Consider the following 23,214-nt stretch of genomic DNA (forward strand, 5'->3'; position numbering starts at 1 on the left):
GGGGAAGCAGCGGAGGATCGGGAACCGTGGGGAAGAGAAGGCGCGTCGCCGAGCGACGGAAGACGAAGCCCGCCGTGGTCGGCGGGCTGATCGCCGTCGCCGTCGTCGGCGGGGCGTTCGGCGCCTACAGCCTGTACGGCGGTGGCGCGTCCGCCGAGGACCGGACGAGCGCCGGCCACAAGGCCGTGAAGACCGGTCCGCCGACGGCGGCCGAGGTCACCGCCCTGTCCACGCGGTTCCTCACCGCCTGGCAGAGCGGTGAGGTCGCGAAGGCGGCCGGCGCCACCACCGACGCCGGGGCCGCGACGACCGTGCTGACCGGCTACACCAAGGACGCGCACATCACCGGCGTCACGGTCACGGCGGGCAGGCCGTCGGGAGCCTCCGTCCCGTTCTCCGTCAAGGCCACGGTCACCTACCAGGGCAAGAGCAAGCCGCTGGCGTACGAGTCGAAGCTCACCGTCGCCCGGCGGGCCGTGGACGGCGTCGCGCTGGTCGACTGGAAGCCGTCCGTCGTGCACCCGGACCTCCAGGACGGCGACCGTCTGGTCACCGGCGCGGCGGGCACTCCCCCCATCACGGCGCTGGACCGCGCCGGCGGTGAACTGACCACGGCCAAGTACCCCTCGCTGGGCACGGTCCTGGACGGGCTGCGCGAGAAGTACGGCAAGACCGCCGGCGGCACGGCGGGCATCGAGCTGCGGGTGGTCCGCAAGGCCGCGGCGAAGGGCACCCAGAAGTCGCCCGACAAGACGCTGGTGACCCTCAGCGAGGGCACCCCGGGCACGGTGCGGACGACGCTCAGCGCGGCCCTCCAGGCGGACGCCGAGCAGCAGGTCGAGAAGAAGACCAGGGCGTCGGTCGTCGTGATGCGTCCCTCGACGGGCGAGATCCTCGCGGTCGCCAACCAGAGCCACGGTTTCAACACCGCCCTCCAGGGTTCCCTGGCACCCGGATCCACGATGAAGGTCATCACCTCGTCGCTGCTGATCGAGAAGAAGATCGCCTCGGCGGACAAGCCGCACCCGTGCCCGAAGTACGTCACGTACGGCGGCTGGAAGTTCCAGAACGACGACAAGTTCGAGATCAAGGGCGGCACGTTCAAGGCGAGCTTCGCGCGGTCCTGCAACACGGCCTTCATCAGCCAGGCGAAGAAGCTGGAGAACGCCGACCTGACGCAGCAGGCCCAGCAGGTCTTCGGGCTGAGCATGAACAACTGGGCCATCGGCGTCCCCAGCTTCGACGGCTCGGTGCCCGTCCAGTCGCAGGCCCAGATGGCGGCCTCGCTGATCGGCCAGGGCGGAGTCCGCATGAACCCGCTGAACATGGCGTCGGTCGCCTCGACGGTCAAGTCGGGAGTGTTCCACCAGCCGTACCTGGTGTCGCCGGACGTGGACCACCGCAAGCTGGCCACCGCCTCCCGCACCCTCTCTGCGGACACGCTCTCCCAGCTCCGCGAACTCATGCAGTACACGGCGGCGTACGGTACGGCCGCCGAGGCGATGTCCGGGCTCGGCCCCGACTACGGCGCCAAGACGGGCTCCGCCGAGGTCGACAACCAGAAGAAGCCGAACGGCTGGTTCACCGCGTGGAAGGGTGATCTCGCCGCGGCCGGCGTGGTCCAGCAGGGCGGCCACGGCGGCGACACCGCGGGCCCGATCGTGGCGGCGCTCCTCAAGGCGGGAAGCTAGACCACGGACGGCAGCCCGGTGGACGTGCGCGAGCGGCGCCGGTGACCCCACAGGTCACCGCGGCGGTGCTGTTCGCCGCGTTCACCCACGACGGATACATCGCCTGGCTGATGGCGCTCCTGGATGCCGTACTCCCGCTGTACGCGGCCCACCGTCTGCGCGGGGAGTTCGTCGCCTCGCTGCGACACTTCGCCGCCCTCCGCCTGCTGGGCTCGGCGCTCTCCGTCCTCGCGTACGGCCTCGTGCTCCGGGCCCAGACACGCGCCGCGCTGGCGCCCATCCCGGCGCTCCGGGAGTCCTCGGTCAAGCCGTGCTCATGCAGCAATAACTTCGCTGGTCAGGGGGCCGGAGAAGCAATTCCGTACGCCCCGGCCTCGTCCCGCGTCATGACAGCGCGATGGACATCTACCGTTTCGCCGACCTCAGTTGGCGACGTGCTCAACCCAGCGTGAGCCACCGGACGCCCAGGCGGCTGACATCCAAGGCTTCCTCCCCGGTGATCGGCTCGCGCCCCGTCGCCTTGCGCAGAAAGCGAAGCTGACCCCAGCCCAGCTTCTCCAGTGCCGCTGCCCCATCCGGCCCGAGCAGAAGACCCTGCACCAGATCTGCGGCCCGGGAAGTCAGCCACGGCTCACGCCCCAGGGCGTCGGCCAGGTCCAGACCGTGCACGGCGACCTCGACCACGCGCGTCAGCACGAACTCCGACAGGAGCATCGGATCGCCGTGCCGCGTGCGAACCACACGCCCTTCGGGCTCGGCCCGGCACAGTCGGTCCACCTCCTGCCAAGTGGCGCCGAAGTCGTCGGCGAGTGCGGCACCGCTGAGCAGTTCGGCCGCATGATCTCGGGCCAGAGCGATCCGAGCCGCGTCGGTGGCCGGAGCGAAACGGTCGTCGGGCCGGTAGTACTCCACTGCCGAAACCTCGGCACGGGTCGGCGCCGGCGCGGCCAGCATCCCCGGAAGCCAGGCGATCACCACCCGAACATGAGCCAGCAAATCGCTCACGTTCCACGGTGCACACCGCGTCGGCAGACCCCACTCGGCCCCCGAGACCTCCGCCATCGCCTGAGCGAGCTGCCCCGCCTCAAGACGAAATGCTTCAACTGCCCGCCCCTGATCCATGCCGATCAAGCTACCCAACCAGAACTGGCCCGCAGATCTCAAACGCACTCCGCGCCCCCGGTACGGTCGAGGTCGCGTCTCGCGCACGAACACGTCGGCCCAGACACAATGCCCGGCACGGCCACGGATGGGCACTGGCGATACGTCGGCTCCGGCCATACCCCCGGCGCCGCACTCCTGGCCGCCGGAATCGCCGAAGACATCGCCACGAACCGTGAGATCGCCCGCGAAGAGCGTGAGGTGCTCCGGTGACGAGATGCCACAGCGAGAAGGAGGCTCGGGCAGTCGAGCGCCAAGCAGCCAAGTTCCCCACACGGATAGGGCCGAAGAGCGCTACGCGACTCGCGCGGCTCCTCGGCGCTGCACGGGAGGATTCCAGGTCTCGTTGACGGACCCGATGATCTGCCGCAGTGGCCTGAACACCCCGGCCACAGCCCGTTCCCGCTCTCCCCTACGGGGCGGCCGCAGCAGCCGGATCTCCAGCGCGGCGACGTCGCGCTCGAAGGTCTCCGGTCCTCTCGATGCGGCGGGGCAGGGGCCGTCGCGCGTCGGCAAGGGGCTCAGCGGCGGCCTCGCCGGTCCTCGTAGTTGACGAAGAAGCTCACAACAAGGAGCACGCCGAAAATCCCCAGGCCGAAGGTGCCGAGGATCGTCCAGATTCCCTTACCGTCCAACGCGGAGCGCACCCCACCAGCGAGCCCGCCGACGGCCATGCAAAAGCCGAAGACGAGCATCCGTGAACTTTGGGGTCTCAGCCAGTGCCGCAGATCCGGACGGCTGCGGCCGCGCGTGGGCGGGCCTGCGGAATGCGTCATTGGTACCTCGCCTTTCCCGGTTCTGCCGGGGCGTCCACATGGGTGTCGCCCGGGGTCCTGGGCTGATTGGGCGTGTAGTAGAAGTCGGTCCCCGTCGCGACCACGGCAACCGGCACGCCGAATATCTTCTCCCCGAACTTGCCGATCGTGTTGATGAACGTGGGGCGATGGTGCTTCCCGGTTACGTCGCTCAGGAGCGCGCCCTTGGCAAGGTGTTTGCCGGCCTCGCCGCCGGCCGCGGAGGGGGCGCCGCCGATTGCGCCCTGTATCGCGCCGTCGAGGTCTCCGTGCATGGCCGCCTCGGCGCCGCCCATCCAGGAGCGGTGACTGAGGAACTCGGCAATGGGCTTGATGGTGCCGCTGCCCCACTTCGTGGGCGGCGTGTACTCCACGGAATCCGTCTTGGTCTGCTCTGCCTGCTGGGCGTCGGTCCTCGCATCCTTGAGGGAGCCGTAGTACGTGCTGCCGAACTCGTTTTTTCCCTTGGTGAGTTGCCACAAGAAGCTATTCGAGGTCCTTGGGCTGCCGCATGAGGCGGTCGGGGTGGTAGACGACGACGTGCCGGACCTCTCCCTCCCCCATCGCCTTCGGCATCTCGTCCCACCCTGGCCGCTTGCGGTTGCGCTGCCACGCCGAACGGTTGTCGTCCACGTAGACGTGGGCCGCCTCGACACGGAGCTGAAGCCGTGCGGCGATCTCCCCGGCAGATGCGTTCCTGCCGGTCGACGCCAGTCTGATCCTCGTCCTTGGTGTGGGAGATCCGGCAGTAGATCGCTGCGGGCTCGCCCGGCGTGATCGTGGCCTTGGCTAACTTCGATCGGGTCATGACAAACACTGCATGAGCCCGGTATGACATCGATCATCATCGGCGCGGCGATCGGCGCGGTCTTCTCCAAGGAACGGTTCGGGGCGCCCCGGATCGCGGCGGCGGGGCTGCTGGTCGTGGGCATCGGGCTGATGCTGCCCGCGGGACAGACGCTGCGGACCGGACCGGCGGGCTGCCCCCGCAGGGCTCGCCCCGCCCCCTCCTCAGGCGGCCGCGAGGCGACCGGGCGGCAGAACCCGGCGTACCGCCCGACTCGGCCGACGCCTGCTGTGTTCTCCGCCGTCCCCCGAGGTCACTCCCCCAGTGCCGCCCGTACCGCCCGTACCAGCGCCTGTGCCCGCGGGTCGGCCGTCACGCTCTTGCGGAAGCCGTTCGTCACGTACCCGAAGGCGATCCCCGTCCCGGGGTCGGCGAAGCCGAGTGAACCGCCGCGTCCGGGGTGTCCGAAGGAGCCGTCGCCGAGCAGCGGGGACGCGCTGCCGTGCAGCATGTACCCGAGGCCGAAGCGGGTGTGCACGACCAGGATCCGGTCGGGCCCCGCGGACTGTTCGGCGCGGGCCAGTGCGACGCTCTCCGGCGTGAACAGCCGTACGCCGTCCACCTCCCCGATCAGCGAAGCGTAGAAGCGGGCCAGGCCGTCCGCCGTCGCGACGCCGTTGGAGGCGGGCAGGACGGCGGCCCGGTAGGCCGGATCGTTCTCGTCCGGCTGCGGGGTGATCGCGCCGAAGGCGCGGCGGGTGAGCGACGAGGGGTCCGCGTACGCCTCGGAGACCGCACGCTTCGGACGCAGCCGCAGGCCGCCGCCCTCCGCCGGGCCCTCGATGGGGGCGACCCGGCCCACCCGGCCCGCCTCGGCGTCCGGCAGCCCGACCCACAGGTCGAGTCCCAGGGGCCCGGCGATCTCCTCGGCGATCCAGGTGCCGATCGAGCGCCCGGTGACCCGGCGCACCAGCTCGCCCGTCAGCCAGCCGTACGTGTGCGCGTGGTAGCCGTGATCGCTCCCCGGCTCCCAGGCCGGTGTCTGCGCGGCCACGGCGGCGGCGGCCACGTCCGGGTCCGCCGCCTCGGCCGGGGTGAGCGGACGGTCGAGGACGGGCACCCCGGCCCGGTGCGCGAGCACGTGCCGGACCAGGGCGCGCTCCTTGCCGCGCGCCTTGAACTCGGGCCAGTAGTGGCCCATCGGGGCGTCGAGGTCCAGTTCCCCCCGCTGGGCGAGCAGCAGCAGGACGGCGGCGGCCACACCCTTCGTCGCCGAGCGCACGATCTGCGCGGTGCCGTGCTCCCAGGGCGCCTCGTCCGCCGGGAAGACGGTGTCCCCCGCGTCCCGCGCATCCCGGGTGACTCCGGTGCCGTCCGCTCCGGCTGCCACGCTCGCGTTCTTCGCGCCGCCCCACAGGTCGACGACCTTGCGCCCGTCCCGGTACACGGCGACGGCCGCGCCCCGGTCCCCGAGCGTCTCGAAGTTGCGCAGGAACGCCGCCCTGACCGGCTCGAAGCCCTCGGCCACTGTGCCGTTCACGTTCACGTCCGCACTCCGTCCACTCGCCTGCGACAGTGGCTGCAACACTCGTGCGAAGGCGCGGATTCCTAGCCCAGCAGGATCGTGACCTCGATGTTGTTCCGGGTCGCGTTCGAGTACGGGCAGACCTCGTGGGCCGCGTCCACGAGCTTCGTCGCGAGTTCCCGCTCGACGACGGGGAGCGAGACGCTCAGGGCGACCGCGAGACCGTAGCCGCGCTGTTTGTTGGGCCCGATGCCGACCTTCGCCGCTACGGTCGACCCGGACAGGTCGAAGCCCGCCCGGCGGCCCACCAGGACCAGCGCGTTGTGGAAGCAGGCGCTGAACCCGGCGGCGAAGAGCTGCTCGGGGTTGGTGCCGTTGCCGTCGCCGCCGAGCGCGGGCGGCATCGCGACCTTCAGCTCGATCTGGCCGTCCTGGCTGGTGACATAGCCGTCACGGCCGCCGTGCGCGGTCGCCTCGGCGACGTACATGATCTTCGTCGGACGAGTGTCGACAGCGGTGCCGTCGATCATGGCGGACCTCCCCCAGGGACGGAAAACACAGGAGTGCACAAGTGCATCGTGCACAAGATACTGGCCGGTACGGAGAGCTGGACCACCAGGGGGCGGAGACCGCGGGTAACCCCCGCGCACCCGGAACGGGGCAGGTCAGCGGGCCCGCCCGGCGGCCTCCTCCGCCCGCTCGGCCAGCCCCCACAGCTCCTCCCGCAGGCGCTCCGCCGCGTCACCGTCGAGGCCGGTCGACGCCAGCAGCGCGCGCGGCACCCCCGCCGCGCGCTCCCGCAGCGCCTCACCGCGCACCGAGACCGTCACCAGCACCGACCGCTCGTCGTGGGCCGAGCGCTCACGACGGACAAGACCGGCCGACTCGAGTCGCTTCAGCAGCGGCGACACCGTGCCGTAGTCCAGCCGCAGCGCGCCGGCCAGCTCCTTGACGGTGGTCTCGCCGCGCTCCCACAGGAGCAGCAGGACGAGGTACTGCGGATAGGTGAGCCCGAATTCCTCCAGCAGAGGGCGGTACGCGGCGGTCACGGCGCGCTGGGCCGCGTACAGCGCGAAGCACAACTGGTCGTCGAGGAGCGGCGACCCGGCGTCCTCTTGGTTCGTCACGCGCCCGTTGTCGGCCGGCGCCGGGTGTCACGGGGTGCCGATGGCCACGGAACGCGGGTCGAACCCGAAGGGCAGTTCCAGCCGGTGGGTACGCATCAGCCCGTCGTCGGAGAGGAGTTCGCCGGTCCTGCCGTCGGCCGCGATCACACCGTCGCTCAGGATCAGTGCCCGGGGGCAGAGTTCGAGCGCGTACGGCAGGTCGTGCGTGACCATGAGGACGGTGACGTCCAAGGACCGCAGGATGTCGGCGAGTTCACGGCGCGAGGCGGGGTCCAGGTTGGACGAGGGTTCGTCCAGGACCAGGATCTCCGGCTCCATCGCGAGGACGGTGGCCACCGCCACCCGGCGCCGCTGGCCGAACGAGAGATGGTGCGGGGGCCGGTCGGCGAAGGCGTCCATGCCGACCTGCTCCAGGGCCGTGCGCACGCGTTCCTCCAGCGCGGCGCCCTTCATCCCGGCCGCGGCCGGCCCGAAGGCGACGTCCTCGCGCACGGTCGGCATGAAGAGCTGGTCGTCCGGGTCCTGGAAGACGATGCCGACCTTGCGCCGGATCTCGGCCATGTGCCGCTTGTCCACCGGGAGTCCGGCCACCGTCACGGTCCCGGCGCCGCCGGTCAGGATGCCGTTGAGGTGCAGCACGAGGGTGGTCTTGCCGGCGCCGTTCGGGCCCAGCAGCGCGACGCGTTCGCCGCGGCCGACGGTGAAGTCCACGCCGAACAGGGCCTGGTGTCCGTCGGGGTAGGCGAAGGCCAGTCCGGCCACTTCCAACGAGGGTGAAGAGGTCACAGGGTCCATCCCAACAGGCAGACGAGCAGGGCGGCGGCGGGCAGGGCGAGCGCGTACGACCACTGCGCCCGCGACGCGGTCACCTCGTCGATGACCGGCATCGAACCGGCGTATCCCCGGCTCACCATGGCGAGATGCACGCGCTCCCCGCGTTCGTAGGAGCGGATGAAGAGCGCGCCCGCCGACTTGGCGAGGACGCCCCAGTGCCGTACTCCGCTCGCCTCGAAGCCGCGCGACTCCCGGGCGATCCGCATCCGCCGCATCTCGTCCGTGATGACGTCGCCGTACCGGATCATGAAGGACGCGATCTGCACGAGGAGCGGAGGCAGCCGCAACCGCTGGAGTCCGAGGAGCAGTTCGCGCAGTTCGGTGGTCGAGGCCAGCAGCACGGAGGCCGCCACGCCCAGCGTTCCCTTGGCGAGCACGTTCCACGCGCCCCACAGGCCGTTGACGCTGAGGGACAGGCCCAGGACGTCCACCCGCGCGCCCTCGGCCACGAACGGCATCAGCACCGCGAAGGCGACGAACGGGACCTCGATCAGCAGCCGTTTGAGCAGGAACCCGGCCGGCACACGGGCTCGCCACGCGACCGTCGCGAGCAGCACGGCGTACAGCGCGAACGCCCACATCGCCTCGCGCGGGGTCGAGACGACCACGACCACGAAGGCGAAGGCCGCGGCGAGTTTGGTGTGCGGGGGCAGGGCGTGCACCGGTGAGTGCCCGTGCCGGTAGAGGCGGTGGGCGTGGCCCGCGCCCATCTCAGACGCCTTCCGGGAGGGAGGCGGGTGACGCGTCGGCCGTACGGCGCCTGCGCAGTGTCCAGAAGACGCCGGTGCCCGCGACGATCGTGACGCCCACGCCGATCACGCCCGCGAGGCCGCCGGAGATGCGGGCGTCGGAGATGTCCTTGACGCCGTACCCGGCGAGCGGGGAGTCCTCGGTGTGGTGCTTCTTGGTGCGCTGGTCGATGCCCTGGTCCTTGGCGACCTTCTCCAGGCCGTCGGGGCTGGCGGAGGCGTAGAAGCTGACGAAGCCCGCGAGGACGAGGGAGGTGACGAGACCGGCGATCCACACCTTGCGGCGGGAGACCGGGGCCGCGGCGGGGAGGGCGGGGGTGACCGCGTCGACCAGTTCGCCGTCGACCCGCAGCTTGAGCCGCTGTTGCAGACCGCGGGCGCCGTACACGAGGTCCGGCCGTACGGCGATGACCGCGCCGACCGTGAGTGCGGTGATCGCCGCCTCGCCGATGCCGATGAGGATGTGGACGCCGATCATCGCGGTGGCGACCTTGCCGATCGCCACGTCGGTGGTGCCGCCGAGCGCGTAGATGAGGGTGAAAGCGACGGCGGCGGCCGGGACGGACAGCAGCGCGGACACGAAGGCGGCCGCGGTGATCGAACGCCGTCTCCTCGGGAGCACCTTCAGCAGGCCGCGGAAGACGGCGTACGAGACGACGGTGGTGACGATCGCCATGTCGGTGATGTTCACGCCGAGCGCGGTGAGGCCCCCGTCGGCGAAGAGGATGCCCTGCATCAGCAGGACCACGGAGACGCACAGAACCCCGGTGAAGGGGCCGACGAGGATCGCCGCCAGTGCGCCGCCGAGCAGATGCCCGCTGGTCCCGGCCGCGACCGGGAAGTTCAGCATCTGTACGGCGAAGATGAAGGCGGCGACCAGGCCGGCCAGCGGCGCGGTCCTCTCGTCGAGTTCGCGGCGGGCGCCTCGCAGGCTCACCGCGACGGCGCCGGCGGCGACCAGTCCGGTGGCGGCGGAGACCGGGGCGTTGATGAATCCGTCAGGCACATGCACCGTTCGATGATAGTGCCTTGTTGCGAATGGCTTGCAAGAGCGATGCACCCACGAATAGCGGAAAGGCCGACGACCCGCGAACGCGAAGAACCGCGGACCGCCGGACGTCCCACCGGACACCCCTCGGGGGCGACCTGTCACCCCGCCGGGGCATCCACCGAGGCGTCCTGCCGCACGTCTCGTCACGTGGCGTGCCCCACAGAACCGTGTCGCGAGGGCCCCGCGGGGGTACCCGATTGTCCGAGAGCGGATTCCACGGAACGTGCGACATTGGAAAGGTGACGGATTCGTAGATTCCGCACAGGTAACGCAGCGTAAGGAGTCGGTTCATGTCTGCCGTCGAACAGTACGCACGCGCCCACATCGTCACGGACACGGCCGACTCCGCCGAGGACGAAGGCAGAGCCGTTCCGGTGGCCTTCCACTACGATCCCGAGGCCGATCCCCGTCAGGTGCGCATCACCCTGCCCGGGCCGCACGAGTGGATCTTCCCCCGTGAATTGCTGGAGCAGGGGCTCCGGGTCCCGGTCAGCAACGGCGACGTACGTGTCTGGCCCTGCGGCCGGGTACAGGCGGTCATGGAGTTCCACTCCGCCAAAGGGGTGGCGGTCGTGCAGGTCGACTCGAAAGCCCTGATGCGCTTCCTGCGCCGTACCTACATGGCCGCCACCCCGGTGGCTCACTGACGTCGGACGGTCAGACCCGCGCCAACTCGCGGTCGCCGTCCTCGTTCTTCGGGTGGCCGGCGCCCAGCTTGCGCAGCCCCTCGCCCTCGACGTCCACGTTCGGCAGCGCCCGGTCCAGCCACCTCGGCAGCCACCAGGCCTTCTTGCCGAGCAGCGCCAGGACCGCCGGGACGATCGCCATGCGGACGACGAACGCGTCGAAGAAGACGGCGATCGCGAGGCCGAAGCCGATCATCTTGATCATCGACTCACTGGAACCGATGAAGCCGGAGAAGACGGCGATCATGATGACGGCGGCGGCCGTCACCACCCGTGCCCCGTGCTTGAAGCCGGTCACGATGGCCTGGCCGGGCTTCTCCCCGTGCACGTACGCCTCGCGCATCCGGGTCACGAGGAAGACCTCGTAGTCCATCGCGAGGCCGAAGACGACACCCACCATGAAGATCGGCATCATCGACATGATCGGGCCGGTCTGCTCGACGCCGATGAGGTTCGCCAGCCAGCCCCACTGGAAGACCGCGACCACCGCGCCGAGCGCCGCCATGACACTCAGCAGGAAGCCGAGCGCCGCCTTCAGCGGGACCAGGATCGAGCGGAAGACCACGATCAGGAGCAGGAAGGCGAGACCGACCACCAGCGCCAGATACGGGACCAGCGCGTCGTTGAGCTTCTGCGAGAAGTCGATGTTCATCGCCGTGCTGCCGGTGACCAGCACCTGCGCGTCGGTGTCCGCCTTGATGCCGCCGCCCGCGTCACGGATGGCGTGCACCAGGTTCTCGGTCTTCACCGAGGACGGCTTCGAGTCCGCGATCACCGTGATCATCGCGGTGTCCCCGGGCTTGTTGTACGTCGCCGGAGTCACCGAGACGACGCCCTTGAGGTCCTTGACCGTGTCGGTGACCCGGGTGACCGCGCCCTTGGGGTCGTCGCTCGCCTTGGCGTCCACGACCAGCATCAGCGGGCCGTTGAAGCCGGGACCGAAACCGTCGGACAGCAGGTCGTAGGCCCTGCGCTGGGTGGTCGAGGCGGGCTGCGAACCGTCGTCGGGCAGACCCAGTTCCAGCGAGGCCGCGGGCACCGCGGCGGCACCCAGACCGACCACACCGAGCAGCAGGACGGCGAGCGGACGGCGGACGACGAAGCTCGCCCAGCGGGTGCCCATGTTGGGCCCGCCCGCCTTCTTCGCGGCCCGGCCGCCACCGAGCAGCCTGCTCTTCTGTCCGGCCGGCTGGACCTTGCGGCCCGCGTAACCCAGCAGGGCCGGGATCATCGTGAGCGCGATCAGGACGGCGATGGCGACCGTGCCGGCCGCCGCGACGCCCATCTTCGTCAGCATCGGGATGTTCACGACGGACAGACCGACGAGCGCGATCACGACCGTCAGACCCGCGAAGACCACCGCCGAGCCCGCCGTGCCGACGGCCCGCCCGGCCGCCTCCTCGCGCTCGCGGCCCTCGGCGAGTTCGGCGCGGTAGCGGGAGACGATGAACAGCGCGTAGTCGATGCCGACCGCGAGGCCGATCATCATCGCGAGTGTGGAGGTGGTGGTGCCCAGGTCGAGCGCGTTGGCGAGGGCGGTGATGGTCGAGACGCCGATGCCGACGCCGATCAGCGCGGTCAGCAGCGGCAGCCCGGCGGCGATCAGTGAACCGAAGGTGATGACGAGGACGACCGCGGCGATCGCGATACCGATGACCTCGGTGGAACCGGTCTCCGGCGTGGCCTGGAGGGCGTCACCGCCCACCTCGACGGTCAGCCCGGCGTCCCGCGCCTGCTGCGCGGCCGTCTCCAGGGCGTCCTTCGACGAGTCCTTCAGCTCCATTCCGGAGACCTTGTACTTCACCGACGCGTAGGCGATCGAACCGTTCTTGCTGACGGCCTTCGCCTTGAACGGGTCGGTGACGGAGGTGACCTCCGAGCCGTCGCCGAGCGCCTTGACGGTCTTCTCGACGGTCGCCTTGTTGGCCTTGTCCGCCATCTTCTCGCCGCTGGGCGCCTTGAAGACGACGCGCGCGGTCGCTCCGTCGGCGCTCATGCCGGGGAAACGCTGCTCCAGCAGGTCGAAGGCCTTCTGCGCCTCGGTGCCGGGGATGGAGAACGAGCTGGCGCCGGCGGCGGGGGCGTTGGCCGCGCCGACTCCCGCCAGCGTCAACAGCGCCACCCAGATCAGGGCGACGAAATGCCGTCGCCGGAAGGCGAGTCGGCCGAGTTTGTAGAGGAACGTGGCCACGAGGGCGTACTCCCGGTCAGGTCGTGGGATGGCAGGGGCTGGTGAGGTCACCCGGTGGGGGCAGGGGAGATCAGCCCGACGACGTGAGCGGTCGCGTCAGGTACGGATACGGGGGTTCGTCCCGGGGTTGTGCGGGATCAGGCGCCGAGTGCGGGGAGGATCACGGCATCCACGTACGAAGTGAGGAAGGAACGGGTCGGTGGCCGCTCGTCGATGATGCCGCGCACCGCGAAGGCACCGATCAGCATGTGCAGCACGTACTCCTGCGCGGGGTTGTCCGGGCGGATCTCACCCCGGGCGACGGCACGCTCCAGTACGCGGCGCAGCTCAACGGTCTCCGGTTCGATGATCAGTTCCCGGAAGGCCTTCAGGAGATCGGGGTTCCCGTGCAGTGCCATGGCCAGACCCCGCATCAGCGCGGAGTTCTGCTCCATGCGGCAGTCGTCCTCACGCGTCACCAACGCGTGGAAGTCGCCAGCCAGGGATCCCGTGTCGATGTCACCGGCGCTCGGCTTCTCGTGCCGCAGCGCCTTCACCACCAGCTCGGCCTTGCCGCCCCACTGACGGTAGAGGGTGGCCTTGCTGGATTTGGTGCGAGCGGCGACGGCGTCCATGGTCAGCGCGTCGTAGCCGACCTCCCTGAGCAGGTCGAGCACGGCCCGGTACAGCTCGGCCTCGCGCTCGGGCGTGATCCGACTGCGACGCACCGTTGCGGCTCCAGTCATCCCACTCACCATCTCCTGCTCAGAACGACTCGGTCCTGTACGTCATCGTCGTACGGCATCTTCTTCGTCTTCGTACGTTTTTCAAGATACCCCGGCCGCGAGCGAAACGAAACAGTTTCGTACGTGTGCTGGGTCACGCGCCCTCCGCACCGGGCGTGTCCCCCGCACAAGTTGCCGGGGCCCTCCGAGGGGAAAAGCATGGGGAGGTGAGCGACGAGTACGAGAAGGCGACCGCGGACAAGGACACCACCGACCGCGCATCCGGATACCTGCGCTTCCCGCACCTGAGCGGTGACCGGCTGTGCTTCGTGACCGAGGACGATCTGTGGGTGGCACCCCTGGACGGACCGGGGCGGGCCTGGCGGCTCACCGTGGACCGCACCAAGGCCGGACACCCCCGTTTCTCCCCCGACGGGAGAGACATCGCGTACACGAGCTGGCGCAGCCATGTGCCGGAGATCCATCTGGTACCGGTGGACGGCGGACCGGGCCGCCGCCTCACCTACTGGGGCAGCGCGGACACCCGCGTCTGCGGCTGGTCCCCCGACGGCGACATCCTCGCCGTCGCCTCGCACGGGCAGCCCTTCTCCTATTTCACCTGGGCCCACAGCGTCCCGACCGACGGTGACCCCGGCGGCAACCTGCCCTGGGGACCGGTGTCGGACATCGCGGTCGCCGACATCGACGGTGAACGGAGGACCCTGCTGCTCACCGGCACCCCGCCGCACGATCCCGCCGCCTGGAAGCGCTACCGCGGCGGCGCCATGGGCCGGCTCTGGCTGCACGGACAGCGTCTGCTCGCCGGCATCGACGGCCACCTCGACTCCCCGATGTTCGTCGGCGGCCGGATCGCGTTCCTCTCCGACCACGAGGGCATCGGCAACCTGTACTCGTGCGCGTACGACGGTTCCGACCTGCGCCGGCACACCGACCACGACGCGTTCTACGCACGCAACGCCTCCAGCGACGGCAGCCGGGTCGTGTACCAGTGCGCCGGGGACCTGTGGATCGTCGACGACCTGTCCCCCGATTCGATCCCGCGCCGTCTCGACGTCCGCCTCGGCGGGCAGCGCGCGGGACGGCGTCCCTACCAGGTGCCCGCGGCCCAGCACGTGGACGCCATCTCCGTGGACGAGACGGGGCGGGCCGGCGCCGTCGTCGTACGCGGCAGCCTGTACTGGCTCACCCACCGCGACGGGCCCGCCCGCACCATCGCCGACACCCCGGGGGTGCGGGTCCGGCTCCCCGAGATGCTCGGTTCGGGCGGCCAGGTCGCCTACGTGACCGACGCGGACGGCGAGGACGCCGTCGAGATCGCCTATCTGCCGCGGGCCTCCGGCGCGCGCGAGCCGCGCCGGCTGGCCTCCGGCGAGCTGGGCCGCGTACTGGAACTGGTGGCCGACCCCCAGGGGGAACGGCTCGCGATCGCCTCGAACGACGGACGGCTGCTGCTTCTCGACGCGACAGAGGATGCGGAAGAGACGGAAGGGACAAAGGAGCCGGAGGAGCCGGAGGAGCCGGAGGAGCCGGCGGGGACAGAGGCTGCGGAAGAGGCCGCGGAGACGACAGAGACAACGGAGGCGGCAGCGGGCGAGGGCACGGAGGAGACGGAGGAATCCCGCGGCACGGGCCGGGCGGAGAACGGGGGAGGGGAGGTCACGGAGCTGATCCAGTCCCTCAACGGACCGGTCCGGGATCTCGCCTTCTCCCCGGACGGGGCCTGGCTGACCTGGTCGCACCCGGGGGTCGGCCGCTCCCTGCGCCAGATCAAGATGGCGCGGATAAAGGACCGGGTCGTCGTCGACGTCACCAACGGGCGCTTCGAGGACGAGAACCCGGTCTTCACCAGGGACGGCCGCTATCTGGCCTTCCTCTCCTGGCGCGGCTTCGACCCGGTCTACGACGTCCACACCGGCGACCTGTCCTTCCCGCTGGGCTGCCGCCCGTACCTCGTCCCGCTGTCCTCCGCCACCCCTTCCCCCTTCGCCCTGAACCCCGACGGGCGGCCGGTCGCCGGAGGACTGGACCCGATCGAGGACGAGGGTGCCGACGGCGCGGTCAGTGTCGAACTGGAGGGCCTGGAGAGCCGGGTCACCCCGTTCCCGGTCACCGCCTCCAAGTACTCGGCGCTCTACCCGGTCGCGGGCGGCGGGCTGGTCTGGCTGCGCTGGCCGATCTCGGGCGCGCTCGGCGAGACCTTCGTCAACCCCGACGACACCTCGGGACGTCCGACCCTGGAGCACTTCAACGTCAGCAGGGCGAAGAAGTCGGAACTCGTCGGCCACCTGGACTGGTTCGCGGTGAGCGGCGACGGCTCCCGGCTGGTCGTGGTCGACGAGGGCGATCTGCGCGCCGTCCCCTCCACCGAGCCCGCCGACAGCGACTCGACGGTCTGGATCGACCTGCGCCGCATCCTCCACGAGGTGGACCCGCCCGCCGAGTGGCGCCAGGCGTACGACGAGGCGGGCCGGATCATCCGCGCCTACTTCTGGGAACCCCACATGTGCGGCATCGACTGGGACGCCGTACTCGCCCAGTACCGCCCCCTGGTCGAACGGGTCGCCTCCCCGGACGAGTTCGCGGACCTGCTGCGTGAGGTCCTCGGTGAACTGGGCACCTCGCACGCCTACGTCGCCGCCGCCCGCCGCAACGAGGGACCCGGGCACTACCAGCGCTGGCAGGGCCTGCTGGGGGCCAACTTCGTCCGGCGCGACGGCTGCTGGACCCTGAAGCGGATCCTGCCCGGCGACTCCTCCGACTCGAAGGCCCGCTCACCGCTGGCGGGCACCGGCATCCGCGAGGGCGCGGTGCTCACCCACATCGACGGCCGCCCGGTGGACCCGGTGACGGGCCCGTACCCGCTGCTCGCGGGAGCGGGCGGTACGACGGTGGAGCTGACGTTCGTCCCGCCGACGGGCCAGGGACCCTCGCGCCGGGTGGCGGTGGTACCGCTGATCGACGAGCGGCCGCTGCGCTACCAGGACTGGGTGGCCAAACGCCGCGAGGTGGTCAGGGAGTTGAGCGGTGGCCGCTGCGGCTACCTCCACATCCCCGACATGGGCGGATCGGGCTGGGCACAGTTCAACCGTGATCTGCGGCTGGAGGTCTCGCGCCCGGCGCTCCTCGTCGACGTGCGCGGCAACGCCGGCGGCCACATCAGCGAACTCGTCGTCGAGAAGCTGACACGCAAGATCCTGGGGTGGGACCTGACGCGCAACGCCCAGCCGGTGTCGTACGCCTCGAACGCTCCGCGCGGCCCGGTGGTCGCTCTCGCCGACGAGGCGACCTCCTCCGACGGCGACATGATCACGGCGGCCTTCAAGCTGCTCGGGATCGGTCCGGTGGTCGGCCAGCGCACCTGGGGCGGAGTCGTCGGCATGACCGGCCGGCACCAGCTCGGCGACGGCACGGTGATCACGGTCCCGATGAACGCGGCCTGGTTCGACGCATACGGCTGGTCCGTCGAGAACCGGGGTGTCACCCCGGACCTGGAGGTCCTGCGCACACCGCTGGACTGGGCGGAGGGCCGTCACGCCGAGATGGACACCGCGATCGATCTGGCCCTGGATCTGCTGAACACCCACCCGGTGGCCTCCCCGCCCGATCTCTCGGACGTACCGGACCGCACCCGCCCGAAGCTGCCGCCACGCACCCGCTGACCGACGCCCGACGCACGGCCGAGGACCGGCTACCCGCCGTAGACGGACGCGCGTCCGAAGGCCGGCGCAGCGGCCGTGGACCGGCGCCCAACCGCCGGGCAACGCCCGGCCGTCGAGCGACTCGCAGCCGAATGGGGCGCCCCGAAGCCGGGGCACCCCACTCAGACTTCAAGCAGACGTCCGACGTCAGGCGTCGTAGTCCTCGTCGAAGCGGTCCTGCGCCTCACGGCGCACGCGCTCGTTCTCCGGGATGGAGCGGTCACGCTCCTGAGCCGAGCCCTGCGCCGAACGCTGGGCCGAGCCCTGGACCGAGCCCTGCGCCGAACGCTGGCCCGCCTGCGGCGAACGCTGGGCCGAGCCCTCCTGCGGGGCGCGGTGGCCCGTCCCCTGCGGGGAGTGCTGACCGGGCTGCTGCGGAGAACGCCGTCCCGGCTCGCTGATCTCCTGGTCCATCTTCTTCTTGCCCTGCTGCTTCATGTTCTCCGCCTTGTTCTGCATCTGGTCCTTCTTGCCCATGCTGTTTCACTCCCATGTGTGGGTGAGGGGATCGGGCTCGACCAGACTTACACGGGGACACTACGCACGCATTTCGATCAGTAACTCACAGTGAGCCGGGCGGAATAACCCGTGGTCAGACGCCCTGTTCTCGTCTGTCGTCGGCCGCCCCGCCGGCCCCGACGAGCCCTTTGCCGACACTCCCGAGCCGAGGCTCGAACCGCCGCATCTCCCGCTGCCCGACCGCCCCGATGACTCCGGGCAGATAACCGCGGATGCCCTGCATCCCGCGCAGCCACCACTGCGCGTACACATGGCTCGACCGCCGCTCGATCCCGGCGACGACCCGGTCGACGGCCGGTCCGAGCGGGTAGGTCTTGTTGGACGGCCAGGGCAGCCGCTGCCGCAGTTCGCGCATCACGTCGTCCTCGTCGGCCCCGCGCACCATGTCGGTGTCGGTCCAGGACAGATATCCGACTCCCACACGTACGCCCTTGTGACCGACCTCGGCACGCAGGCTGTGCGCGTACGCCTCGACGCCCGACTTGGACGCGCAGTACGCGGTCATCATGGGCGCCGGCGTGATCGCCGCGAGCGACGCGATCTGCAGCAGGTACCCCCGGCTTTCCATGAGTACGGGCAGGAACGCGCGGGCGGTGACGGCCGAACCGATGAGGTTGACCTCGATGACCCGGCGCCAGGCGACCGGATCGGAGTCCACGAAGGGACCGCCGTTGGCGACACCGGCGTTGGCGACGACGATGTCCACCTTCCCGAACCGTTCCTTCACCTCGCCGGCGACCCGGGCCATCGCCTCGTGGTCGGTGACATCGGCGTACCAGTGACCGCTCTCGCCGAGCAGCCGCTCCGACACCTGCTTGAGCGCGTCCGGCTCCAGACCGACGAGCGCGACCTTGGCACCACGCGCGGACAGCTTGCGGGCGAGAAGTTCGCCGACGCCCCGAGCGGCCCCCGTGACGACCGCGACCTGTCCCTCCAGGCTCACCCTGCTCATGCGCCCTCCTTGATCTGTGCGTAGTCGGCGGCGAGTTCGCGTATCCGTGCGGTCACCACGTCCGGCGCCTCCACGGGTGTCATGTGTCCCATTCCGGTCAGCTCGGTGAGGCCGACGCAGTTCGGCAGCGTCGCGACCAGGGCGCGCGCGTGCACCAGGGGCGTCAGCCGGTCCGCCGTCCCCGCCACCACCGCCGTCGGCACCGCCAACTCCCGTACCCCGTGGTCGAGGTCGAGCAGATCGAGCACCTGGGACCAGGCGTGCCGCACCGCGCGCGGACAGGCGTGCACGATCCGCGCACACGCCTCGACCATGCCCGGCGACGAACCGGGGCCCATGGTCGCGTACTTGAGGATCCTGCGGGCGAGCGGCGTGACGGGTCCGAGCGGCGCCCGCGACCCGAGGATCCGCTTGGTGACCTCGGTGCGCAGCCGCCCGGCGGGGAACGGCAGCACGCGCGCCTCGGCCACCAGCCGCGAACTGCCCGTGCTGCACAGCAGAACCGCCGCCGCGTGCTCCCGGAAGCGCGGCCGCACCGAAGCGGCCATCAGCGTCATCCCGCCCATGGAATGCCCCACCAGCACGGCCTTCTCACCCGGGCCGAGGGTGGCCGCGAGCACGGCCTCCAGGTCGTCGGCGAGCGCGTCCGTGCCGCACGCGTCGCTCGCGGGACTGCGCCCGTGCCCACGCTGGTCGTACGCGATCACCCGGTGGTCGGCGGCGAGGTCCCGTATCTGCGCCGCCCAGAAGGCGGTCGAGCAGGTCCACCCGTGCGCGAGGACGACGGTGGGCACGGCGGCGTCCGCGGGGCCGTGCACCTCGGCGTGCAGCCGGGCGCCGTCGGCGGAGACCACGGTCAGCTCGCGCGCGGGGGCGGGCGGCGCGTAGGGGCCGCCCGCCACGTGCGTCAGTCGGCTCACGCCCCGGCCTCCACCTTCTCCTGGCTCCCCGGCTGCTCGCCCTGCCGCGCCACCGGGGCCCGCAGCACCTCGTACTCCCCGAGGTCCAGCCGGCGGGTGGCCGTGCGGAACTCCGTCGTCGTGCCCGGCCAGACCGTCGTGTTGCGGCCCTGCGCGTCGAGGTACCAACTGGTGCAGCCGCCGGTGTTCCACACCGTGCGCTTCATGCGCTCCTGGACCTTGCGGTTCCAGTCCGCCACCGCGCCGGGCCGAGCGTCGAGGGCCACCCGTCCGCCGAGCACGCCCAACTGCCGTACGAAGTCGGCCATGTAGTTCAGCTGGGACTCGATCATCAGGATCATGCTGGAGTTCCCGAGCCCCGTGTTGGGTCCGATGATCGTCATCCAGTTGGGGAACCCGGCCGCGGAGGCGCCGCGCAGGGCGCTCATCCCGCCCTTCCACGCCTCGGCGAGTGTCCTGCCCTCCGCGCCCACCACCCGGTCGGCGATCGGCATGTCCGTGACGTGGAACCCCGTACCGAAGATGATCGCGTCGACCTCGGCCGTGCTGCCGTCGGCCGCGACGAGGGTGGACCCGTCGATCCTGTCGAGCCCGGAAGCCACCACGTCCACGTTGGGGCGGGTGAGCGCGGGGTAGTAGGCGTTGGAGAGCAGGATCCGCTTGCAGCCGATCCGGTAGTCCGGCGTCAGCTTCGCGCGCAGCGCCGGGTCCTTGACGGCCCGCGCCATGTTGCGCCTGGCCAGCCGCTCGACCAGGCCCAGTTCGTCGGGCCGCTTGGTGAACGCCTGGACCTGCAACTCCCGTATGCCCCACAGGAGTCCTCGACGGGCCTGCGCGGTGAAGGGGAGCATCCGGTGCAGCCCGCGTTCGAGCCCGCTGATGGCCCGGTCGACGCGGGGCATCACCCAGGGCGGGGTGCGCTGGAAGAGGGTGAGGCGCGCGACCTCGGGCTGGACGGCCGGCACGATCTGGATGGCCGAGGCGCCGGTCCCGACCATCGCCACGCGCTTGCCGCGCAGGTCGTAGTCGTGGTCCCAGCGGGCCGAGTGGAAGACCTTGCCGGGGAAGGAGTCGATCCCCGGGATGTCCGGGATCTTGGGGTCGGACAGCGGTCCGGTGGCGGAGACGACGAAGTCGGCGCTGAGGGACCCGCTGCTGGTCTCGATGTCCCACCGCAGCTTCTCGCCGTCCCACGTCATCCGCTTCACCTCGGAGTCGAAGCGGAGGTGGGGGCGCAGCCCGAAGACGTCGGTGACGTGCTCCAGATAGGCCCGGATGTGCTCCTGCCCGGAGAAGGTACGGGGCCAGTCGGGGTTCGGCGCGAACGAGAACGAGTACAGATGGGACGGTACGTCGCAGGCGCATCCGGGGTAGCTGTTGTCCCGCCAGGTGCCGCCCACGCCGCCGGCCCGTTCCAGGACGACGAAGTCGGTGACCCCTTCGCGGCGCAGCCGCACGGCCGCACCCAGGCCTCCGAACCCCGACCCGACCACCGCCACGCGTACATGTTCGTGCTCGGTCATCCCGACGCCTCCCTAGCCGCACGACCCCGCCAGTGAACACTGGCGCAATGGGGAGCGTAGAACAGCTCCGTACTGATGGGTAGGGGTCGTGACCGGGAAAGTTACCGGGGGTACGACGTAGGGTGCGCACGTGGCGGAGAAGCGTGAGTACCGAATGGAGGAGCTGGCCGAGGAAGCCGGCATCACGGTGCGCACCCTGCGCTTCTACCGGGAGCGCAAGCTGATACCGCCGCCCCGCCGCGAGGGCCGCATCGCCTGGTACGACGACACGCACCTGGCCCGCCTGCGCACGATCTCGGCGCTGCTGGAACGCGGCCACACACTCAGCGGCATCGCGGAACTGGCCGAGGCCTTCGACCACGGCCGCGACGTCGGCGAACTCCTCGGCCTCGGCGAGCCCACCGAGGAGACCCCGGTCCGCCTCTCCCCCGAGGAACTGGCCGACGTCTTCGCGGGCCAGGCCACCCCGGAGAACCTCGCCGCCGCTCTCGACCTCGGCTACCTCGGCACCGACGGCGGCGAGATCGTCCACGTCAGCCGCCGCCTGCTCGACGTGTCGGCGGCCCTGGTCCGCGAGGGCATCCCGCTCGCCGACGTCCTCACCGCGGCCCGCCGCGTCCGCGACCACGCCGAAGCCCTCGCCACCCTCTTCACCACCCTCGTCCTCACCGAGAACCGCACCGCGGAGGACCTGACGCGCCTGCGCCCCCTGGCGAAGAGCGTGGTGGAGGCGGAACTGTCGATGGCCCTGGACCGCCGGCTCGGCCGCCGCCCGGAATCCTGAACGCCCGCCGCGCCGAGCGGCTCGGCTTCCCGCGGGCCGGTGAGGCATACGGCCCGACCCGGCCCACGCGGGTCACGTCGGGCCTGGTCCGGTCAGGTCGGGCCCGGGCAAGTCAGGTCAGGCCTGGTCCGGTCTCGAAGACCACCGTGACGGGCGCGTGGTCCGACCACCGCTCCCCGTGACTGGCGGCCCGCTCCACGAAGCCCTTGACCGCGCGCCTCGCGAGCCCCCCGGTCGCGACGATCAGGTCGATCCTCCACCCTGCGTCGTTGTCGAAGGCGCGCCCCCGGTAGGACCACCACGAGTACGGCCCCTCCGTGTCCGGGTGCAGGGCGCGTACGACGTCGACGTAGCCGCCGTCGGCCGCGTCGAGGACCCGGCCCAGCCACTCGCGCTCCTCGGGCAGGAAGCCGGAGTTCTTCTTGTTCGCCCGCCAGTTCTTGAGGTCGGCCTCCTGGTGGGCGATGTTCCAGTCGCCGCAGACCACGACCTCGCGCCCGTCGGCGGCCGCCCGCTCGCGCAGGCCCTTCAGGTAGGCGAGGAACTCGCCCATGAACCGCATCTTCTCGTCCTGCCGCTCGGTGCCGACCTCCCCGGAGGGCAGGTAGAGGCTGGCGACCGTGACGCCCGGGAGGTCCACCTCGACGTAGCGTCCGCCGGCGTCGAACTCCTCGGAGCCGAATCCGACCTGGACGCGGTCGGGCTCGCGGCGGGTGTAGAGGGACACGCCCGCGCGGCCCTTGGCGGCGGCCGGAGCGTGCACGACGTGCCACCCCTCGGGCGCCCGCACCTCCTCGGGCAGTTGTCCGGGCTCGGCCCGTACCTCCTGGAGGCACAGGACGTCCGCGGAGGTCTCCGCGAGCCAGTCCACGAAACCCTTCTTGGCGGCGGCCCGGAGTCCGTTCACATTCACAGAGGTGACAGTCAGCACCCGGGCACGATACTTAATCCGTCCGGTCCCCCGCACGCATGCATAGATGTACGATAATTGGCATGCATATCCGCCCGGTCCCTTTCGACCACCCCGACGCCGTCAAGCTCAACGACCAGGTGCAGGCCGAATACGCCGAGCGCTACGGAGACGAGGGCGATGTCACACCGCTGGACGCGTCGATGTTCAGGCCGCCGCTCGGCCTGTACCTCCTCGCGTACGACGAGCGGGACCGCCCGGTCGCGACGGGCGGCTGGCGCAGCCAGGACGAGAACGACGAGGGGTACTCGGACGGCGACGCCGAGCTGAAGCGCATGTACGTCGTCCCGGAGGCCCGCGGCCTCGGCCTCGCCCGCCGCATCCTGGCCGCCCTGGAGGACGACGCCCGCGCGGCCGGCCGCACCCGCATGGTCCTGGAGACCGGCGCCAAGCAGCCCGAGGCGGTCGCCCTCTACACCTCCAGCGGCTACGCGCCCTGCGTGAAGTTCGGCTACTACCGTTTCCACGACTTGAGCATGTGCTTCGCCAAGCCGCTCTCCGCGTCCTGAGCCGGGCGCACCGAGTTC

The 23,214-nt window shown here is 70.8% G+C and carries 23 protein-coding genes and 2 pseudogenes; 7 read left to right on the forward strand and 18 right to left on the reverse strand.

Annotated features, from left to right (window positions below):
- Positions 1-26: 26 nt before the first annotated feature.
- Positions 27-1,691, forward strand: coding sequence for a penicillin-binding transpeptidase domain-containing protein (locus OHB41_RS20505; RefSeq protein WP_266699676.1), 1,665 nt, complete (start codon positions 27-29; stop codon positions 1,689-1,691).
- A gap of 92 nt (positions 1,692-1,783) precedes the next feature.
- Positions 1,784-2,143 (forward strand): annotated as a pseudogene (locus OHB41_RS20510) (hypothetical protein); the annotation flags it as partial.
- Here OHB41_RS20510 and OHB41_RS20515 read toward each other — a convergent pair.
- The 5 genes from OHB41_RS20515 to OHB41_RS20540 all read right to left on the reverse strand — a co-directional run bounded on the left by OHB41_RS20515 (position 2,130) and on the right by OHB41_RS20540 (position 4,279).
- Entirely contained in the window at positions 2,130-2,813 is a 684-nt protein-coding gene (locus tag OHB41_RS20515) for a maleylpyruvate isomerase N-terminal domain-containing protein (protein ID WP_266699677.1), read from the reverse strand. The pseudogene OHB41_RS20510 and the gene OHB41_RS20515 sit on opposite strands and share 14 nt — an antisense overlap.
- 333 nt (positions 2,814-3,146) lie before the next feature.
- Positions 3,147-3,368, reverse strand: a complete 222-nt coding sequence (locus OHB41_RS20525) for a hypothetical protein (RefSeq protein WP_266699678.1) — start codon at positions 3,366-3,368, stop codon at positions 3,147-3,149.
- Positions 3,369-3,373: 5 nt separating this feature from the next.
- Positions 3,374-3,547 carry a hypothetical protein gene (locus OHB41_RS20530; protein ID WP_266699679.1) on the reverse strand — a complete coding sequence of 58 codons (174 nt, stop codon included), beginning with the start codon at positions 3,545-3,547 and terminating at the stop codon, positions 3,374-3,376.
- Between the two features lie 77 nt (positions 3,548-3,624).
- Complete coding sequence (locus OHB41_RS20535) at positions 3,625-4,128, reverse strand: hypothetical protein (RefSeq protein WP_266699680.1); 504 nt, start codon at positions 4,126-4,128, stop codon at positions 3,625-3,627.
- Positions 4,129-4,132: 4 nt separating this feature from the next.
- Positions 4,133-4,279, reverse strand: a complete 147-nt coding sequence (locus OHB41_RS20540; protein WP_266699681.1) for a recombinase family protein — start codon at positions 4,277-4,279, stop codon at positions 4,133-4,135.
- Positions 4,280-4,480: 201 nt separating this feature from the next.
- On the opposite strand from OHB41_RS20540, the pseudogene OHB41_RS20545 reads away from it, so the two are divergent.
- A pseudogene (locus OHB41_RS20545) lies at positions 4,481-4,600 on the forward strand (EamA family transporter); the annotation flags it as partial.
- A 146-nt stretch (positions 4,601-4,746) separates the two neighbouring features.
- Here the strand turns inward: OHB41_RS20545 and OHB41_RS20550 are convergent.
- The 6 genes from OHB41_RS20550 to OHB41_RS20575 form a co-directional block, all read right to left on the reverse strand.
- Positions 4,747-5,979 carry a serine hydrolase domain-containing protein gene (locus tag OHB41_RS20550; protein WP_266699682.1) on the reverse strand — a complete coding sequence of 411 codons (1,233 nt, stop codon included), beginning with the start codon at positions 5,977-5,979 and terminating at the stop codon, positions 4,747-4,749.
- Between the two features lie 62 nt (positions 5,980-6,041).
- Complete coding sequence (locus OHB41_RS20555; RefSeq protein ID WP_266699683.1) at positions 6,042-6,488, reverse strand: organic hydroperoxide resistance protein; 447 nt, start codon at positions 6,486-6,488, stop codon at positions 6,042-6,044.
- Between the two features lie 135 nt (positions 6,489-6,623).
- Entirely contained in the window at positions 6,624-7,085 is a 462-nt protein-coding gene (locus tag OHB41_RS20560) for a MarR family winged helix-turn-helix transcriptional regulator (RefSeq protein WP_266699684.1), read from the reverse strand.
- A 27-nt stretch (positions 7,086-7,112) separates the two neighbouring features.
- Positions 7,113-7,880 carry an energy-coupling factor ABC transporter ATP-binding protein gene (locus OHB41_RS20565; RefSeq protein WP_266699685.1) on the reverse strand — a complete coding sequence of 256 codons (768 nt, stop codon included), beginning with the start codon at positions 7,878-7,880 and terminating at the stop codon, positions 7,113-7,115.
- Positions 7,868-8,629, reverse strand: a complete 762-nt coding sequence (cbiQ, locus tag OHB41_RS20570) for a cobalt ECF transporter T component CbiQ (RefSeq protein ID WP_266699686.1) — start codon at positions 8,627-8,629, stop codon at positions 7,868-7,870. Before cbiQ ends, OHB41_RS20565 begins: the two co-directional genes overlap by 13 nt.
- A 1-nt stretch (position 8,630) precedes the next feature.
- Positions 8,631-9,680, reverse strand: coding sequence for an energy-coupling factor ABC transporter permease (locus OHB41_RS20575; protein WP_266699687.1), 1,050 nt, complete (start codon positions 9,678-9,680; stop codon positions 8,631-8,633).
- Between the two features lie 329 nt (positions 9,681-10,009).
- On the opposite strand from OHB41_RS20575, the gene OHB41_RS20580 reads away from it, so the two are divergent.
- Entirely contained in the window at positions 10,010-10,366 is a 357-nt protein-coding gene (locus OHB41_RS20580; RefSeq protein ID WP_266699688.1) for an SsgA family sporulation/cell division regulator, read from the forward strand.
- A 10-nt stretch (positions 10,367-10,376) separates the two neighbouring features.
- On the opposite strand, the gene OHB41_RS20585 is transcribed toward OHB41_RS20580, so the two are convergent.
- On the reverse strand, positions 10,377-12,596 hold the full coding sequence (locus tag OHB41_RS20585; RefSeq protein ID WP_266699689.1) for an MMPL family transporter: 2,220 nt from the start codon (positions 12,594-12,596) through the stop codon (positions 10,377-10,379).
- A gap of 137 nt (positions 12,597-12,733) precedes the next feature.
- Complete coding sequence (locus OHB41_RS20590) at positions 12,734-13,321, reverse strand: TetR/AcrR family transcriptional regulator (protein WP_266699690.1); 588 nt, start codon at positions 13,319-13,321, stop codon at positions 12,734-12,736.
- Between the two features lie 206 nt (positions 13,322-13,527).
- On the opposite strand from OHB41_RS20590, the gene OHB41_RS20595 reads away from it, so the two are divergent.
- The gene (locus tag OHB41_RS20595) at positions 13,528-16,980 is read left to right on the forward strand and encodes a S41 family peptidase (RefSeq protein ID WP_266699691.1); all 3,453 of its coding nucleotides are present in this window, start codon (positions 13,528-13,530) and stop codon (positions 16,978-16,980) included.
- A 186-nt stretch (positions 16,981-17,166) separates the two neighbouring features.
- Here the strand turns inward: OHB41_RS20595 and OHB41_RS20600 are convergent, their stop codons facing one another.
- From OHB41_RS20600 to OHB41_RS20615, 4 genes are all read right to left on the reverse strand, one after another.
- A complete protein-coding gene (locus OHB41_RS20600) occupies positions 17,167-17,496 on the reverse strand; it encodes a hypothetical protein (RefSeq protein WP_266699692.1) in 330 nt (109 codons plus the stop codon).
- 115 nt (positions 17,497-17,611) lie between these two features.
- Positions 17,612-18,490, reverse strand: coding sequence for an SDR family oxidoreductase (locus tag OHB41_RS20605; protein ID WP_266699693.1), 879 nt, complete (start codon positions 18,488-18,490; stop codon positions 17,612-17,614).
- A complete protein-coding gene (locus OHB41_RS20610; RefSeq protein ID WP_266699694.1) occupies positions 18,487-19,410 on the reverse strand; it encodes an alpha/beta fold hydrolase in 924 nt (307 codons plus the stop codon). Before OHB41_RS20610 ends, OHB41_RS20605 begins: the two co-directional genes overlap by 4 nt.
- Positions 19,407-20,933 carry a flavin-containing monooxygenase gene (locus OHB41_RS20615; protein ID WP_266699695.1) on the reverse strand — a complete coding sequence of 509 codons (1,527 nt, stop codon included), beginning with the start codon at positions 20,931-20,933 and terminating at the stop codon, positions 19,407-19,409. Before OHB41_RS20615 ends, OHB41_RS20610 begins: the two co-directional genes overlap by 4 nt.
- 154 nt (positions 20,934-21,087) lie before the next feature.
- Here OHB41_RS20615 and OHB41_RS20620 point away from each other — a divergent pair, with 154 nt between their 5' ends.
- Positions 21,088-21,717 carry a MerR family transcriptional regulator gene (locus OHB41_RS20620; RefSeq protein WP_266706021.1) on the forward strand — a complete coding sequence of 210 codons (630 nt, stop codon included), beginning with the start codon at positions 21,088-21,090 and terminating at the stop codon, positions 21,715-21,717.
- A gap of 112 nt (positions 21,718-21,829) precedes the next feature.
- On the opposite strand, the gene OHB41_RS20625 is transcribed toward OHB41_RS20620, so the two are convergent.
- Complete coding sequence (locus tag OHB41_RS20625) at positions 21,830-22,648, reverse strand: exodeoxyribonuclease III (protein WP_266699696.1); 819 nt, start codon at positions 22,646-22,648, stop codon at positions 21,830-21,832.
- A 62-nt stretch (positions 22,649-22,710) separates the two neighbouring features.
- On the opposite strand from OHB41_RS20625, the gene OHB41_RS20630 reads away from it, so the two are divergent.
- Positions 22,711-23,196, forward strand: a complete 486-nt coding sequence (locus tag OHB41_RS20630) for a GNAT family N-acetyltransferase (RefSeq protein ID WP_266699697.1) — start codon at positions 22,711-22,713, stop codon at positions 23,194-23,196.
- Positions 23,197-23,214 lie beyond the last annotated feature (18 nt).

The sequence above is a fragment of the Streptomyces sp. NBC_01571 genome (assembly GCF_026339875.1).
Taxonomy (GTDB): domain Bacteria; phylum Actinomycetota; class Actinomycetes; order Streptomycetales; family Streptomycetaceae; genus Streptomyces.